The organism is Muricoccus vinaceus (assembly GCF_042433125.1).
Classification (GTDB): Bacteria; Pseudomonadota; Alphaproteobacteria; order Acetobacterales; family Acetobacteraceae; genus Roseomonas; species Roseomonas vinacea.
Genome location: NZ_JBHLVZ010000002.1, coordinates 625,872 through 640,966 on the forward strand (window position 1 = coordinate 625,872; position 15,095 = coordinate 640,966).

At 72.9% G+C, this 15,095-nt stretch carries 16 protein-coding genes and 1 tRNA gene; 9 read left to right on the forward strand and 8 right to left on the reverse strand.

Annotation, left to right across the window (positions count from 1 at the left end; translation table 11 throughout):
• Nucleotides 1-36 precede the first annotated feature (36 nt).
• Together ACFFIC_RS04720 and ACFFIC_RS04725 are read left to right on the forward strand one after the other, a co-directional pair.
• Nucleotides 37-930 carry a flagellar biosynthesis protein FlhF gene (locus ACFFIC_RS04720; protein ID WP_377048987.1) on the forward strand — a complete coding sequence of 298 codons (894 nt, stop codon included), beginning with the start codon at nt 37-39 and terminating at the stop codon, nt 928-930.
• Nucleotides 927-1,676, forward strand: coding sequence for a nucleotide-binding protein (locus ACFFIC_RS04725; RefSeq protein WP_377048988.1), 750 nt, complete (start codon nt 927-929; stop codon nt 1,674-1,676). Before ACFFIC_RS04720 ends, ACFFIC_RS04725 begins: the two co-directional genes overlap by 4 nt.
• 7 nt (nt 1,677-1,683) lie before the next feature.
• On the opposite strand, the gene ACFFIC_RS04730 is transcribed toward ACFFIC_RS04725, so the two are convergent.
• Complete coding sequence (locus ACFFIC_RS04730; RefSeq protein WP_377048989.1) at nt 1,684-2,901, reverse strand: methyltransferase; 1,218 nt, start codon at nt 2,899-2,901, stop codon at nt 1,684-1,686.
• A 124-nt stretch (nt 2,902-3,025) separates the two neighbouring features.
• Between ACFFIC_RS04730 and ACFFIC_RS04735 the strand changes: the two genes are divergently transcribed.
• From ACFFIC_RS04735 to ACFFIC_RS04760, 6 genes are read left to right on the forward strand one after another with little or no spacing between them, the layout of a single operon-like run.
• Nucleotides 3,026-4,195: an ABC transporter substrate-binding protein gene (locus ACFFIC_RS04735; protein WP_377048990.1), complete on the forward strand. Its 1,170-nt coding sequence runs from the start codon at nt 3,026-3,028 to the stop codon at nt 4,193-4,195.
• A 19-nt stretch (nt 4,196-4,214) separates the two neighbouring features.
• The gene (locus ACFFIC_RS04740) at nt 4,215-5,081 is read left to right on the forward strand and encodes a branched-chain amino acid ABC transporter permease (protein WP_377048991.1); all 867 of its coding nucleotides are present in this window, start codon (nt 4,215-4,217) and stop codon (nt 5,079-5,081) included.
• Nucleotides 5,081-6,025 carry a branched-chain amino acid ABC transporter permease gene (locus tag ACFFIC_RS04745; protein ID WP_377048992.1) on the forward strand — a complete coding sequence of 315 codons (945 nt, stop codon included), beginning with the start codon at nt 5,081-5,083 and terminating at the stop codon, nt 6,023-6,025. Before ACFFIC_RS04740 ends, ACFFIC_RS04745 begins: the two co-directional genes overlap by 1 nt.
• Nucleotides 6,022-6,786, forward strand: coding sequence for an ABC transporter ATP-binding protein (locus tag ACFFIC_RS04750; protein ID WP_377048993.1), 765 nt, complete (start codon nt 6,022-6,024; stop codon nt 6,784-6,786). The genes ACFFIC_RS04745 and ACFFIC_RS04750 overlap by 4 nt, the downstream gene beginning before the upstream one ends.
• Entirely contained in the window at nt 6,779-7,489 is a 711-nt protein-coding gene (locus ACFFIC_RS04755) for an ABC transporter ATP-binding protein (RefSeq protein WP_377048994.1), read from the forward strand. Before ACFFIC_RS04750 ends, ACFFIC_RS04755 begins: the two co-directional genes overlap by 8 nt.
• 20 nt (nt 7,490-7,509) lie before the next feature.
• Nucleotides 7,510-8,619 (forward strand): 5-methyltetrahydropteroyltriglutamate--homocysteine S-methyltransferase, encoded by a 1,110-nt coding sequence (locus ACFFIC_RS04760; protein ID WP_377048995.1) that lies wholly within the window; start codon nt 7,510-7,512, stop codon nt 8,617-8,619.
• 34 nt (nt 8,620-8,653) lie between these two features.
• On the opposite strand, the gene obgE is transcribed toward ACFFIC_RS04760, so the two are convergent.
• The 3 genes from obgE to rplU form a co-directional block, all read right to left on the reverse strand.
• A complete protein-coding gene (gene obgE, locus ACFFIC_RS04765; protein ID WP_377048996.1) occupies nt 8,654-9,655 on the reverse strand; it encodes a GTPase ObgE in 1,002 nt (333 codons plus the stop codon).
• A gap of 75 nt (nt 9,656-9,730) precedes the next feature.
• Nucleotides 9,731-10,006, reverse strand: a complete 276-nt coding sequence (gene rpmA / locus ACFFIC_RS04770; RefSeq protein ID WP_377048997.1) for a 50S ribosomal protein L27 — start codon at nt 10,004-10,006, stop codon at nt 9,731-9,733.
• Between the two features lie 25 nt (nt 10,007-10,031).
• Complete coding sequence (gene rplU, locus ACFFIC_RS04775; protein ID WP_377048998.1) at nt 10,032-10,346, reverse strand: 50S ribosomal protein L21; 315 nt, start codon at nt 10,344-10,346, stop codon at nt 10,032-10,034.
• A gap of 225 nt (nt 10,347-10,571) precedes the next feature.
• Between rplU and ACFFIC_RS04780 the strand changes: the two genes are divergently transcribed.
• Nucleotides 10,572-10,661, forward strand: a tRNA-Ser gene (locus ACFFIC_RS04780).
• Between the two features lie 369 nt (nt 10,662-11,030).
• Here ACFFIC_RS04780 and ACFFIC_RS04785 read toward each other — a convergent pair.
• The 4 genes from ACFFIC_RS04785 to ACFFIC_RS04800 all read right to left on the reverse strand — a co-directional run bounded on the left by ACFFIC_RS04785 (nt 11,031) and on the right by ACFFIC_RS04800 (nt 14,903).
• Nucleotides 11,031-12,380 carry a vanadium-dependent haloperoxidase gene (locus tag ACFFIC_RS04785; RefSeq protein ID WP_377048999.1) on the reverse strand — a complete coding sequence of 450 codons (1,350 nt, stop codon included), beginning with the start codon at nt 12,378-12,380 and terminating at the stop codon, nt 11,031-11,033.
• Nucleotides 12,381-12,434: 54 nt separating this feature from the next.
• Nucleotides 12,435-12,752: a hypothetical protein gene (locus ACFFIC_RS04790; protein WP_377049000.1), complete on the reverse strand. Its 318-nt coding sequence runs from the start codon at nt 12,750-12,752 to the stop codon at nt 12,435-12,437.
• A 569-nt stretch (nt 12,753-13,321) separates the two neighbouring features.
• A complete protein-coding gene (locus ACFFIC_RS04795) occupies nt 13,322-13,846 on the reverse strand; it encodes a GlcG/HbpS family heme-binding protein (RefSeq protein ID WP_377049001.1) in 525 nt (174 codons plus the stop codon).
• A gap of 67 nt (nt 13,847-13,913) precedes the next feature.
• A complete protein-coding gene (locus ACFFIC_RS04800) occupies nt 13,914-14,903 on the reverse strand; it encodes a tripartite tricarboxylate transporter substrate binding protein (protein ID WP_377049002.1) in 990 nt (329 codons plus the stop codon).
• Between the last annotated feature and the right edge of the window lie 192 nt (nt 14,904-15,095).

Sequence of the window (15,095 nt, forward strand, 5' to 3'; positions counted from 1 at the left end):
ATCATCGCGTAACCAGCAGGGCCCCAGCATCCTCCCATGCAGCTTCGAGTCTTCCGCGCTGCCAGGATGTCCGATGCCATGGCGGAGTGCCGCCTGGCCCTCGGGCCGGACGCGCTGATCCTGTCCACGCGGCGCACGGCGTCGGGCGTGGAGGTAACGGCCGCGCTGGAACCGGCGGAGGAACTGCCTCCCCCGCCTCCGCCCCCACCCGCCGCGCCCGATGCGCTGGGGCGGCACAACATGCCCCCGGCGCTGCGGGCGCGGGTCGGTGCGGGCAGCGCCGCGGCCCTGGCGGCGGCGCTTCGCTTCGCGGCGCTTCCCGAGTCCGTGCCGCGGCCGCTTGCGCTGGTCGGGCCGCCGGGCGCGGGAAAGACGCTGACCTGCGCCAAGCTCGCCACGCGCCTCGTGCTGCGGGGCACCGCCCCGCTGGTGGTGACGGCCGATGCCCGCCGGGCGGGTGCCGCGGAGCAGCTGGCGGCCTTCACCCGCGTGCTGGGGGTGCCGCTGGCGGTGGCCGGCACCGGGTCGCAGCTCGCCCAGGCGCTGGCACGGCGCGGGGCCGCGCAGCCGATGCTGCTGGACACCGCCGGCTGCGATCCCTTCGATCCCGCGCAGGCCGAGCAGCTTCTCGCCCTGCTGCGCGTGACCGAGGCGGTGCCGCTGCTGGTGATGCCTGCGGGGCTGGACCCGGAGGAAGCGGCCGAGACCGCCCGCGCGTTCGCGGCCCTCGGCGCCCGCCACCTGCTGCCAACCCGGCTCGACGGCGCGCGGCGCCTGGGCGGCGTGCTGGCCGCCGCCTTCGCCGGCCCGCTGGCCTTGACGGAAGCCGGCACCGGCCCCGGCGCAGCCGATGGCCTGACCCCCCTCACCCCCGCCTGGCTCTCGGCCCGCCTGTTCGGCGCCGCTCCCCCCTCGCAGGAGGCCGCATGACCCCTTCCCGCCTGATCGGCATCGCTTCCGGCAAAGGGGGCGTGGGCAAGACCGTGCTGGCGATCGGGCTGGCCCAGGCGCTGGCGCGCGCGGGGCGCCGCGTGCTGCTGGCGGATGGCGACCTGGGCCTGGCCAATGTGGACGTGCAGCTCGGCCTTTCCGTGCGGCACGACCTGATGGCCGTGCTGGCCGACCAGGTGCCGCTGCGCGACGCGGTGCTGCACCGCGAGGACGGGTTCGACGTGCTGCCCGGCCGCTCCGGCTCCGGCGGGCTGGCCGCTCTCGATCCCGTCTGGATCGAGCGCTTCCTCGCGGTGCTGCGCGCCGCCCCCTACCACGACGTGGTGCTGGACATCGGCGCGGGGCTCGACCCGGTGCCACGCCGGCTTTCGGCGGGCTGCGACACGCTGCTGGTGGTCGCGACCGACGAGCCGACCAGCCTGACCGACGCCTATGCCGTGCTGAAGCTGCTGGCGCGGGATGCCCCGAGGGCGGATGCGCGGGTGGCGGTCAACCTCGCCGCCGATGCCGCCCAGGGCGCCCGCACCCATGGCGCGCTGGACCGCGCCTGCCGCGGCTTCCTCGGGCGCGGCGTCCCGCTGGCCGGCGTGGTCCGGCGGGATGCCAGGGTGCGCGACGCCATCCGCCACCAGGCGGGGCTGCTGACGCGCCACCCCGGCTGCAACGCCGCACGCGACATCGAAGCGCTGGCGGGCGGCCTCCTGCAGGGGCGCGTCGCCGCCTGATCAGGGTTCAGACCCGGCCCAGCACCAGCAGGGTTCCGGCCACGGGGGCGCCGCGCTCCTCGCGCAGCACAACCTCCTCCCGCGCCAGGGGGCGCAGGCGCGTGGCCTCGGCCAGGGCCAGCACATGGGCGGGGTCGTGGCGGTAGCGCATGCCCTCCCCGAGCACGAAGGGCGCGCCCTCCCCCGTCTCGATGCTGAACGCGGCGTGCCCGCCCGGGCGGAGCGCCGCGGCCATGGCGTTCAGCGCCGGCGCCAGGTCGCCCAGGTAGTTCAGCACGTCCGCCGCCGCCACCAGGTCGTATCCACCCCGATGCGCCGAAAGGAAGGTGACGAGTTCCGCCTCCTCCAGCGCCTCGTAGACGGCGCGCTGCCTGGCGATGTCCAGCATGCGGGGGGAGAGGTCCACGCCCGTCATGCGGCGGGCCCAGGGGCGGATCGCCTGTCCGGACAGGCCGGTGCCGCAGCCGAGGTCGAGCACCTCCAGCCTCCCCTCGGGCGCGAGGACGCCGCGCAGCAGCTCCGCCAGCGCGGTGGGGGTGCGATAGGCCAGGCTGCCCGTCAGCTCCGCCTCGAAACGGGGCGCATAGGTGTCGAACAGCGTGCGCACATAGGATTCCGGCGGCCGCGCCGGAGCCTTGCCCTCGCCGAGGGAGGCCAGCAGGAACCGCGCCTGCGCCCCCACGGCGCCCCCGGCCGAGAGCGCGCGGCGGGCGGCCTCCGCGGCACCGGGCGCACTGGCCTCGCGCAGGCCATGGGCCAGGGCGAGCTGCGCCTCGGGGTCGGCGGGCGCCAGGGCGGCGGCCTCGCGCAGATGGGGCATGGCCTCCCCCACCCGGCCCAGGGCGCAGAGCGCCTGGCCGAGGTTGCGGCGCGACACGGCATCGGCCGGGCGGAGCGCCGCCACGCGGTTGAGCACCTCCACCGCCTGCTCCAGCTGCCCGGCCTCGGCCAGGGTCGCGCCCCGGGCGGCCAGGAAGACCGGGCTGTCCGGCATGGCCGCCACCGCGCGGGAGGACAGCGTCAGCGCCGCCTCCAGGTCGCCGCGCTGGCGGGCGATGATGCCCAGCAGGTTCATGGCGTTGGGCTCGTTGGGGTCGATCTCGAAGGCGCGGCGGTACAGCGCGATGGCGGCCTGGTCGTCCCCGATCGCCTGGCGGGCCGCGCCCTCCCGCACCAGGGCGGCGGCGGCCTGCTGGGGGTCGGGGGGCGTGGTGGTCTGCGACATCGCTTGCTCCGAGAAGGCCAGGGGCGGGGGTGGCGGGGGTTCCATCTAGCGCGAAGGCCCGAGCCGCGCGAGAAAGGGTGCAACGGGCGCGGGAACAGCCGCGCCGCACCCGGGAGAGACGCCGATGACGAAGTTCACCCGCCGCGCCGCCCTTGCCTCGGCCGCCGCCCTGCCGCTGGCGCGCCCCGCGCTGGCCCAGTCGGGCGATCCCATCAAGGTCGGGCTGATCCTGCCCATGACCGGCCCCTTCGCCAGCACCGGCCGCCAGATCGACGCGGCGATCAAGGCCTGGCTGCGTGCCAACCCCAATCCTGTCGCCGGCAAGCGCCTCGAGATCCTGCTGCGCGACGACACCGGCGTCGCCCCCGACGTGACGCGCCGCCTGGCGCAGGAGCTTGTGGTGCGCGAGCGCGTGCGGGCGCTGGCCGGCTTCGGGCTGACGCCGCTCGCGCTTTCCGCCGCGCCCATCGCCACGGAGGCCAAGGTGCCCATGCTGGTGATGGCGGCCGCCACCAGCATCATCCCGCAGCGCTCCCCCTTCATTGTCCGCACCAGCTTCACCCTGCCCCAGGCGGTGCGCCCCATGGCGGACTGGGCGGCGAAGAACGGCATCAGGAGCGTCGTCACCATGGTGACCGACTTCGCGCCGGGCCTCGATTCCGAGAAGGCCTTCAAGGAAACCTTCACGGCCGCCGGCGGCACGGTCACGGGCGAGATCCGCACGCCGCTCCGCAACCCCGACTACGCGCCCTTCCTCCAGCGCGTGCGCGACCTGAAGCCGGACGCGCTGTTCATCTTCGTCCCCTCCGGCGAGGGCTCGGCGCTGATCAAGCAGTTCAGCGAGCGCGGGCTGAAGGAGGCGGGCATCCGCCTGATCGGCACCGGCGACGTGCTGGACGACGACATCCTGAACGACATGGGCGATGCCGTGATCGGTGCCGTCACCTCGCACCATTACTCCACCGCGCATGAGAGCCCCGAGAACACCGCCTTCCGCGAGGCCTTCAGGGCGGTCGCACCGGAGATGCGCCCGAACTTCATGGCGGTCGGCGGCTGGGACGGCATGCAGCTCCTCGCCACCGCCCTGGCCCGCACCAACGGCGACGTGGACGGCACGAAGCTGGTGGAGGCGATGAAGGGCCAGTCCTGGACCTCGCCGCGCGGCCCCGTCTCCATCGATCCGGCGACGCGCGAGATGGTGCAGGACATCTACATCCGCCGCACCGAGCGGCGCGACGGGCAGCTCTGGAACATCGAGTTCGACAAGATCCAGGGCGTGAAGGACGCGGCCTGACGCGCGGCGCGCCCCGGGCATGGCCGCGGCCGTCACCGTCCTGCTGGACGGCATCGCGAGCGGGATGCTGCTCTTCGTTCTCTCGGTCGGGCTTTCCGTCACGCTCGGGCTGATGAACGTGGTGAACCTGGCGCACGGCGCTTTCGGGATGGTCGGCGGCTATGTCTGCGCGGTGCTGCTGAACCGCGCCGGCGTTCCCTTCGTGGTCTGCCTCCTGGCCGCGACCCTGGCCGCGGCGCTGCTGGGCTGGGTGCTGGAGCGGCTGCTCTATGTCCGCCTCTACGGGCGCGACCACCTGGACCAGGTGCTTTTCTCCATCGGGCTGGTCTTCGTGCTGGGCGCCTGCGCGGACTGGCTGATGGGCGCGCGGCAGCAGTTGATCCAGTTGCCGGAATGGCTCTCCGGGCGCGTGGAGATCGCGGGCGTCGGCCTCGGGCGCTACCGCATCTTCCTCATCCTGCTCTGCGGCGCGGTCGCGGCGGGGCTGCATTTCGGGCTCGTGCGCACGCGCTTCGGCGCCAGGCTGCGGGCGGCGGTGGATGACGGCACGGTTGCGCGCGGCATGGGCCTGCCGGTGGGGCGCATCTTCTCCCTCACCTTCGCGCTCGGCTCGGGGCTCGCGGGGCTGGGCGGGGCGCTGGGGGTGGAGGTGCTGGGGCTCGACCCGAACTTTCCGCTGAAATACCTCGTCTACTTCCTCGTCGTCGTCGCGGTCGGCGGCGCGAATTCGGTGGCGGGGCCCTTCGTCGCCGCCATCCTGCTGGGCGTGCTGGACGTGGCCGGGAAGTATTGGGTGCCGCAGGTCGGGGCCTTCGTGATCTACACGGCCATGGTCGCGCTGCTGCTCCTGCGCCCCGACGGGCTGCTGGCCAAGGCCCGTTCCTGATGGGGCGGCTGATGCGGGCGCCGCTGCACGCGCTGCCCTGGCTGGCCGCGGCCGCCGGCTACTTCCTCCTGCCCGAGCAGCTTCCGCTGCTCTCCTCCATCGCCATCGCGGCCCTGTTCACGGTCTCGCTGGACCTGATCGTCGGCTATGCGGGGGTGGTGACGCTCGGTCAGGCCGCCTTCTTCGGGGCGGGGGCCTATACGGCGGGGCTGCTGGCCCAGAACGGCTGGGGGGAGCCGCTGTCCGGCCTTCTGGCGGCGGCGGCCGTGGCGGCGGTGCTCGGGCTGGTCACCGCGCCGCTGGTGCTGCGCTCGGGGGCGCTGGCGGGGCTGATGGTGACGCTCGGCCTCGGGCTGATGCTCTACGAGGCCGCGAACAAGGCGGCCGCCATCACCGGCGGCGCGGACGGCTTGCAGGGGGTGGAGGTCTGGCCGGTGCTCGGCGTCTTCCGCTTCGACCTCTACGGGCAGACGGCCTATCTCTACAGCCTCGCGGTGCTCTTCGTGCTGTTCTGGCTCGCGAAGCTGATCGTGGCCTCGCCCTATGGGCTGTCGCTGCGCGGCATCAACGGCAACCCGCGCCGCGCTCCCGCGCTCGGGGTGCCCGTGAAGGCGCGGCTCACGGCCGCCTACGCCCTGGCCGCGGCCTATGCGGGCGTGGCGGGGGCGCTGCTGGCGCAGACCACCGCCTTCGTCTCGCTCGACGCCCTTTCCTTCCAGCGCTCGGCGGACGGGCTGCTGATGCTGGTGCTGGGGGGGCTGGGCAGCCTCTACGGCGCGCTGATCGGGGCCGCGGCCTTCACCCTCGCGCATCACGCGCTGAGCGAGGCGAGCCCGATCTTCTGGCAGCTCTGGCTGGGCATCGCGCTCATCGCCCTCGCGCTGTTCGGGCGGGGCGGGCTGATGGGGCTGCTGCGCAAGCTCTCGCGGAGTAGGGGCGCGTGAGCGGCGCGGCCCTTGAGACACGCGGGCTGACCCGCCGGTTCGGTGCCTTCACCGCGGTGGACAAGGTCACGCTCACGGTGGCCCAGGGCGCGCGGCACGCGCTGATCGGGCCGAACGGGGCGGGCAAGACAACCTTCGTGAACCTGCTCTCGGGCTCCATTCCCGCCAGCGCTGGCACGGTGGCCCTGCTGGGGGAGGACGTGACGGCGGCCCCGCAGCACGCCCGCGTCCGGCGCGGCCTCGCGCGCACCTTTCAGGTGAACCAGCTTTTCGCCGAGCTTTCCCCGCGCGAGGCGGTGGTGCTGGCCGTGTCCGAGCGCGCGGGCGAGGGCCGCACCTGGTGGCGGCCGGTCGGCGCCCTGCCTGCCCTGCGGCGCGATGCCGACGCGCTGCTCGACCTTGTGCGCTTTCCCGCCGCTGGCCGTGACGGCCGCACGGGATCGCTCGCCTATGGCCGCCAGCGCCTGCTGGAGATCGCCCTCGCGCTCGCCATGAAGCCCCGCGTGCTTCTGCTGGACGAACCCGCCGCCGGGGTGCCGCCCGCCGAGAGCCGCGAGGTGCTGGAGGCCGTCTCCGCCCTGCCGCGCGAGGTCGCGGTGCTGCTGATCGAGCACGACATGGACCTCGTCTTCCGCTTCGCCGAGCGCATCACCGTGCTCGCCCAGGGTGCCGTGCTGGCGGATGGAGAGCCGAACGCCATCGCGCGCGATCCGCGCGTGAAGGAGGCCTATCTCGGCACGATGGAGGTCGGGCATGGCTGAGCCGCTTCTCTCCGTGGAGGGCCTCACCGGTGGCTGGGGCGAGGGCGTGGTGCTGGAGAACCTCTCCCTCTCGCTCGCGGAGGGCGAGGCCATGGCACTGCTCGGCCGCAACGGGGCGGGCAAGACCACGCTGATCTGCGCGCTCATGGGCGTGGCCCGGCGCCGCGCCGGCACGATCCGCCTCGGCGGCGTGGCGCTGGAACGGCTGGCGACGGAGAAGCGCGCCGTGCTGGGCCTCGGCTGGGTGCCGCAGGAGCGCAACATCTTCCGCTCCCTCACGGTGGAGGAGAACCTCACCGCCGTGGCGCGCCCCGGCCGATGGGACCTCCGCGCCGTCTACGGGCTGATGCCGCGGCTGGAGGAGCGGCGGGGCAACCTCGGCAGCGAGCTGTCGGGGGGCGAGCAGCAGATGCTCGCCCTTGGCCGCGCCCTCGTGCTGAACCCGCGCCTGCTGCTGCTGGACGAGCCGCTGGAGGGCCTGGCCCCCGTGATCGTTCAGTCCCTGCTGGCCGCCATCCGCCGCCTCGTGCGGGACGAGGGAATGACGGCCATCATCGTGGAGCAGCACGCGCACCAGATCCTTCCCATCGCCGACCGCGCCGTGATCCTCGATCGCGGGCGGGTGGTGGCGGCGGGAAGCGCGGCGGAGATGCTGGCCGCGCCGGAGATCCTGGACCGGCATCTCGGCCTGAACGCGCATTAGTTGTCACCAAGGAGAACGCCATGACCAACGGCAAGCCCCCCTTCCGCGCCGACCACGTGGGCAGCCTGCTGCGCCCGCCCGTTCTGCGCGAGGCCCGCGCCGCCCGCAGCGCCGGGCAGAAGAGCGACGCCGAGGTGCGCGAGGTCGAGGACCGCTGCATCATCGACGCCATCCGCGAGCAGAAGGCCGTCGGCCTCAAGGCCGTGACGGACGGCGAGTACCGCCGCGCCTTCTGGCACTTCGACTTCCTGGCCAGGCTCGGCGGCGTGGAGATGTACGAGGCCGACCAGGGCATCCAGTTCCAGGGAGGGCAGACCAAGTCCTACGGGCTCAAGGTCACTTCCAAGCTCCGCTACGAGCCGCACCCCTTCGTGGAGGACTTCGCCTTCGTCGCGGCCCACGCGGGCGGCGCCGTGGCGAAGCAGACCATCCCCTCCCCCTCCGTGCTGCATTTCCGCGGCGGGCGGCGGGCGGTGGACCAGACCGTCTATCCCGAGATGGACGCCTTCTTCGCGGATCTGGCGGGCGCCTATAACGGTGCCATGCAGGCCTTCGCCGCCGCCGGCTGCCGCTACCTGCAGCTCGACGAGGTGAACATCGCCTATCTCTGCGACCCCAACCAGGTCGCGATGCTGAAGGCGCGCGGCGACGACACCGACAACCTGCTGAACCGCTACGCCGACATCATCAACGGCACGATCGCGGGCCGGCCGTCGGACATGTTCGTCTCGATGCATCTTTGCCGCGGCAACTTCCAGTCCATGCACATCGCCGCCGGCGGCTACGACCCGGTGGCGGAGGTGCTGTTCAACGGCATCAACGTCGATGCCTACTTCATGGAATACGACGACGAGCGCTCGGGCAGCTTCGCGCCGCTGCGCTTCCTGCCCAAGGGCAAGACGGTGGTGCTGGGGCTGGTCACCAGCAAGCGCGGCGAGCTGGAAACCAAGGACGAGCTGAAGCGCCGGATCGAGGAGGCCGCGAAGCACTGCCCGATCGAGCAGCTCGCGCTTTCGCCGCAATGCGGCTTCGCCTCGACCGAGGAAGGGAACCTGCTGACCGTCGAGCAGCAATGGGCCAAGCTGCGGCTCTGCGTGGATGTCGCCCGCGAGGTCTGGGGCGAGGTCTGATCAAACCGTGGCCGGGGGTTTCCGCCCCCGGCCGCTAAGCTTCCCGGGCGGCCTTGATCGCGTCGGCCAGGGCGCGCAGCGCTTCCGGCACGCCCTCGCCCGTCGCGCCGCTGATCAGCAGCGGCTCCTTGCCGATGGCGCGTGCCAGCGCCTTGATGCGGGACGTCTTCGCCTGCGGCGTCATGGCGTCCATCTTGTTCAGCGCCACGATCTCGGGCTTGTCCACCAGGCCACCGCCATAGCCTTCCAGCTCCGCCCGCACGGTGCGGTAGGTGTCCACCGGGTCGGCCTGGGTGCCGTCGATCAGGTGCAGCAGCACCGCGCAGCGCTCGATATGGCCGAGGAACCGGTCGCCCAGCCCCGCGCCCTCATGCGCGCCCTCGATCAGCCCGGGGATGTCCGCCAGCACGAACTCCTCCGTCGCGTTCAGGCGCACGACACCGAGCTGCGGGTGCAGCGTGGTGAAGGGATAGTCCGCGATCTTCGGGCGCGCGGCCGAACTGGCGGCGAGGAAGGTGGACTTGCCGGCATTGGGCAATCCGACCAGCCCCGCATCGGCGATCAGCTTCAGCCGCAGCCAGACCCAGCGCTCCTCGCCGGGATAGCCGGGGTCGGCGCGGCGGGGCGCGCGGTTGGTGCTGGTCTTGTAGTGGGCGTTGCCGTGACCGCCGTCGCCGCCGCGGCAAAGCACCGCCGTCTGGCCGGGCTCGGTCAGGTCGGCGAGGACGGTTTCCTTGTCCTCGGCCAGGATCACCGTGCCCACGGGCACCTTCAGGATCACGTCGTCCGAGGCCGCGCCGGTGCGGTCCGAGCCCGCGCCGTTGCCGCCCTTGCGGGCCTTGAAATGCTGGGCGTAGCGGTAGTCGATCAGCGTGTTCAGCCCATCGACGGCCTGGGCGAGCACGTTGCCCCCCCGCCCGCCATTGCCGCCGTCCGGGCCACCGAACTCGATGTACTTCTCGCGCCGGAAGGCGATGACGCCGTTCCCGCCGTCACCGGCCTTCAGATAGACCTTGGCCTCGTCGAGGAACTTCATGGGGTGTGGTCAATCCAAAACGAAAACGGGGGCCGCGAGGGGCCCCCGTGATACCCGGCGGTGAGCCCGCGACCTTTACTCGGCCGCGATCGCCGTCACGCGGGGCTCGACGGAAACCGCCACGCGGTCGTCGGCCTTGCGCTCGAACTTCACGGTGCCGTCCACAAGGGCGTGGAGGGAGTGGGTGCGGCCCACGAGCACGTTGCGGCCGGCCATCATCTTCGTGCCGCGCTGGGTCACGATGATGTTGCCGGCACGGACGGCCTGGCCGCCATAAAGCTTCACGCCGAGGCGCTTGCCGGCGGAGTCGCGTCCGTTGCGGGAAGAACCGCCGGCCTTCTTGTGTGCCATGGTCTATACTCCTTGGCTTGTCGGGTTAGGCCGCGATGTCGCCGATGCGCAGAACCGTCAGGTTCTGGCGGTGGCCATTCTTGCGGCGGCTGTTCTGGCGGCGGCGCTTCTTGAAGATGATGATCTTCTCGCCGCGCTTCTGCTCCAGCACCGTGGCGGTCACCGTGGCGCCCGGAACGGTCGGCGCGCCGATGGTCAGGCCGGTCTCGCCGCCCACCGCCAGCACGTCGTGGAAGGTGATGGAGGCGCCGGCCTCGCCCTCGAGCTTCTCGACCGTCAGCACGGCGTTCGGGGTCACGCGGTACTGCTTGCCGCCGGTGCGGATCACTGCGTAGGTCATGGGGATGCGGGTCCGCTCTCGTCTCGGCCGGTTTGGCCCGGGCCGGATGAGCCAGGGCTGGTCGTGCTTGAACCGGCGGGGCCCGCGCCCTGGAAGGGGGGCCTCGCCGGAGAGCGGGGCCTATAGCGGGCGCTGGCCAGGGAAGTCAACCTTGTCTTGCCCGGAATGCCCGCCCGGGCGCGTTGCGCCGCGGCGCGAGGCGGATTATAGGGGCCACCGCGCCCCGGAGAGGTGCCAGAGTGGCCGATTGGGCCGGTCTCGAAAACCGGAGTAGGGGCAACCCTACCGTGGGTTCGAATCCCACCCTCTCCGCCATCGACCTTCCCTCCTTTGATTGAACACGGGGGCACAGCCCGAGCGGCCGTGGCGAACTGCTCCGTTCCGGCCAGGCTTCGCAGCCCGTGCCCAGGTGGCGGCAGCGCCGGGCGTCGAGCGTACAGCGCCGGGCAAGCGGGCGCGCACAGGCCCGGGGGCGTCTTGGTTGGCGCGGTCCGCGATCAGGTTCCAGGCCTCTGGGCGGAGATCGCCATCGACGGGGCACGGCACCCCTCAGGAACCCTCCCACGGGGCTCCGGGAACGCTGCGCCGGCCATGGACCACCCGCGCATGTCATGGGGAAAAGGCCGGCCTCATCGGGCATCCACACTGCCTCAGGGGGCATCGCCGGGACCGGCGCTCCACCGTTCAGCGCAGGGCCGGCACCTGTTGCAGAGCCCGCGCGGCGACGGCACGGCCGATTCGCTGTCCCTCCACCAAGGCGCTGCGGAAGTGCGCCCCAGCCCATATGCGGCTCTCCGAGCATTCCTCGGAGGCCGCCGCCAGACTCGGGAACTCGCGGATCGGCTGCCCCGCGCGGTCCACGGCCTGATAGGCGACCGGACCTTCGCCCAGCAGCCCCGTGAGCACCGCCGCCCCCGTGGCGAAATCGGCGCTGTGGCCCGAAGGATATTCCGGGTGCGGCGGCGTCGGCAGCAGGGTCGTCCAGGAAGGATCCGGGCGAAGGCCGGGGCAGCCCGCGTTGATCACCGTCACCGGCCGCCAGAACAGGTAGTGCAGCTTCTCCGCGAAAAGGAGCACGTCGTTGTCGGCGAAGGCGACGGCCAGAACGGCGTTCATCCGCGCCTCCTCCCACAATCCGCCGGCCGGTGGCTGCGACGCCAGCCGCAGCAGGAGGAACCGATGGAGGTTGCGCTGCAGCGATTGCGGGACCCAGAAGCTGGCGGCCTCGGTCTGGGCCGCGCTGCGCCCCGTCTCTCCAGCGCCGCCCATGCGGCGAACCTCCTCCACCTCAGCCCGGAACCGCGCGGAGGTGATGTCGGGCGGCGGCGGACCGCGAAGGGAGGCGTTGTCTGGAAAGAGCATGGGCTGGTCGACATAGGTGATGCCCAGCAACGGCAGGGGCGGCGTCGGGCGCCACCTGCCCTCCGCGTCGGAGACGGGAAAGGCACGCTTCTCGGGCGAGGGTCCCGCACGGTCCAGCGTGGCGGTGCCGATCGCGCTTCCCAGCGCAACGCCGGCCGACCGCCCGGACGCGGACGGCACGCGGGCCAGCGCCTCCTGCAACAACGCCTCCACTTCCGCACTGCGGGTGGAGGCGATGTGGCGGCGCGCCAGCACGCTGAAGGCCGCCATGGACATGGCCGCCAGCGGCGATGCACCGGCCGCGCGCGGCTCACCCCGGCCGCGCGGCGCCCAGCGGCGGTAGCGTGGCTCGATCGCGTTCAGCGCATCGTGGATCGCGATCGCCACCATCGCGATGGTGTGCGCGCGCGGCCACTGGGTGGTCTGTGGATCGCTCGCCAGCCGGTCGGCGACGACCATCCAGCGAAAAAGAAAGTCGTCCTGCGCGGGCCCGCGCGCCGCCGTGCGCGACATCCCGGGCGCAGCCCGCGGATCCGCCTGGGCCGGAACCGGCTGCGCGAGCGCGGCCGGCGCGAAAGCCGGGAGCAACAGGGCGGGGCGGGCGAGCAGCGACGCGCCCGCCCCGAGGATCGTGCGGCGCGGGGCGGCCGAAACCGGACGGACCGGGGTCAAACGCGACCTCCCGCTATGCCGTCCACCATCATCGCCACCACGCCGCGCGGCACGCTAGCGCGTCCTCTGCATCCGCTCGTCGGTGCTGGTGGGCAGCGCGCCGCCGCGCATCGGCTCGGTGCCGATCTCGGGCGTGCTGTTGCCGCGCGTCACCCGTGCCGTGCCCGAGGGAAGGGGCGCGCCGCGCATCGGCTCGGTGCCGATGGCCGGCGTGCCGCTCGAGGCCCGAACGCGCTCGGGCGCGGGCAGGGCCGCGCCGCGCATCGGCTCGGTGGTCGGCGTGGGCGGGGGCACGGACTGCGCGCAAGCGGAAAGCAGCCCGATGGCCGCCGCCATGACCGACGCGCGCAGCACGGAAGGTGGATTCGTCATGCGGAGTTCATCCCATCTGTCTAACGCCTGCGCCTGTGCAGCCGCCACGCGGCCACCATCGCCCATCCGTGTGGCAAACACTTGAACAAACCTGCTTGATCTGCCGCCATCCGGGTGGACCGGGCGAAGCGCCTCCAGGCCGCGGAACACCGGCTGAGCCTGCTTCGATGCGGCGGCGGCGCGGTGGAACAGCCCGGGCAGCCATCCCCGGATCGAGCCGGAAACCTCCGTGCATCGTCCCGGCGCCGGCGGAATGGCTGGCGACGCGCGTCACCGGCGCCATCCCGCGGGCGCCGCGAATCGGGCGAGCGCCGCCGGGGGCCAGCCTCTCCCGCCTCCCGGCGCCGTCCGCGGGCCTCGATGCTGATGCTGTTCCAGTCCGCGAGAAGCCGAACGCGCCGCGATGGTGCCATCGGGCGGGCCGCCCTGCCTGGCTCTCCCCCGCCGACGGGGCCGGGCCCTGGACCACGGGCCACCGCCCGCAGTGGCTGGACGCGCCGCCGAAGCCGTCGCGGAACGCCTCGTGTCGGATGGGCAAGTCCACGGGCGGGCCGGCATCCGGCCCGGTGCTATAGCTTGCGCTGCCCGAGACCGACCTTGTCGTAGATCGTGTTGATGTGGTCCTTCACCTCCTGCGGGGTGTCGTCGCGCTCGGGCGTGTGGCGCCAGCCGGTTTTCTGGCGCGCATACTGCCCCATCACCTCGTCCTGGTCCGAGGTTCCGCCGCTGATGCCGTAGGCACCGACCATCTCGTTGCCCCGGAACACGGGCGCGGCCCCGCCGGAGATGAAGACCTTGCCCCCCGTGAACACCGCCGCGTTCACGGCAAGCTGCGGGTTGCGCTCGCGCAGCCAGTGCTGCGTCACCAGCCCGTCCTGGAAGCGCGGGCTCATGGAGCGGAAGGCGGCCATGGTGAAGGCCTTGGCGATGGAGGTCTCGGGCGTGATCCAGCCGGCCTCGTCCATCCGCTCCAGCGCGATCAGGTGCCCCTCGGGCCCGACCACCGCGATCGAGACGGGCACGCCCATCTCCTCCGCCTTCTCGGTCACGGCCTGGATGAACAGGCGGCACTCGGCCGCGCGCAGTTTGGTCATGGTGGCGTCCTTGCCGGGGCTTCAGCGGGCCAGGTTACCAGTGAACCCGGATGCCAGTGAGCCGGTGTCAGTTGGCGCGCGCGCCGGAGGCCTCGACCACGCGGGCCCATTTGGCCGTCTCGGCGGCGGTCAGGCGGGCCAGGGCTTCCGGCCCACCCTCCAGAAGGTCGAAGCCCTGCGTCGCGAGGGCGGCGCGCGTGGCGGGCGCGGCCAGCGCGGCGCGCGCCGCATCGGCCAACCGCGCGACAACCGGGGCCGGCGTCGCGGCCGGGGCGTAGAGGCCGAACCACACCGCGCTCTCGAAGCCCGCGAGGCCCGCCTCCTCCATGGTCGGCAGGTCCGGCGCGGCCGCCGTGCGCGCCGCCCCCGTGGAGGCCAGGGCGCGCAGCCGCCCTTCCCGAACATGCGCCAGCACGGTGGAGGCCGGCGAGAACATGACGGAGACCCGCCCCGCCAGCAGGTCCGTCACCGCCTGGGCGCTGCCGGGATAGGGCACATGCGTCATGCGGACCCCCGCCATCATGTTCATCATCTCCCCCGAGAGATGCGGCGCCGTGCCGATCCCGGACGAGCCGAAGAAGAGCCCGCCCGGCTGCTCCCGCGCCAGGGCGACCAGCCCGGCAAGGTCCCGCGCCTCCACCGAAGGGTGCACCACCAGCAGGTTCGGCACCGTGACCAGTGGCGCGACGGGCGCGAGGTCCCGCCCGAAGTCAAAGGAAAGGTCGCGCTGTAGGCTGGCGTTGATGGTGTTGGCGACCGAGCCGAGCAGAATGGTGTGGCCATCCGCCACCGCGCGCGTGACGGCCTCGGCCGCGATGTTGCTGCCCGCTCCGGGGCGGTTTTCCACCACCACCTGCTGTCCGAGCGACGCGCCCATGCCCGGGGCGATCAGGCGCGCCGCCACGTCGGCCGCGCTGCCCGGCGGAAAGCCCAGCACCAGGCGAAGGGGACGGGAGGGAAACTCCCCGCCCGCCGCGGGCTGCGCCCGCACCCGGGGCGCAAGGGCTGACAGGGAGAGGGCGGCCGCGAACCAGGCGCGGCGTCCGAGAGCGCGCATGAACCATTTCCCCCGATTCGCCGCTGCCTTCGTGGCTTGGGCCGAAGTGTGGGCAGCCACGCGGCCCCTCGTCCAGTTCCCTTGTTTCCGCAGGGCCGGTCGCCCCGGCGCGGGGAATGGCCCGGACGTAGTCCGCCCGCCACAAAACCATCCGTTCCCGTGGCCCGCGGCACCGACGGACAGCAGATTTCG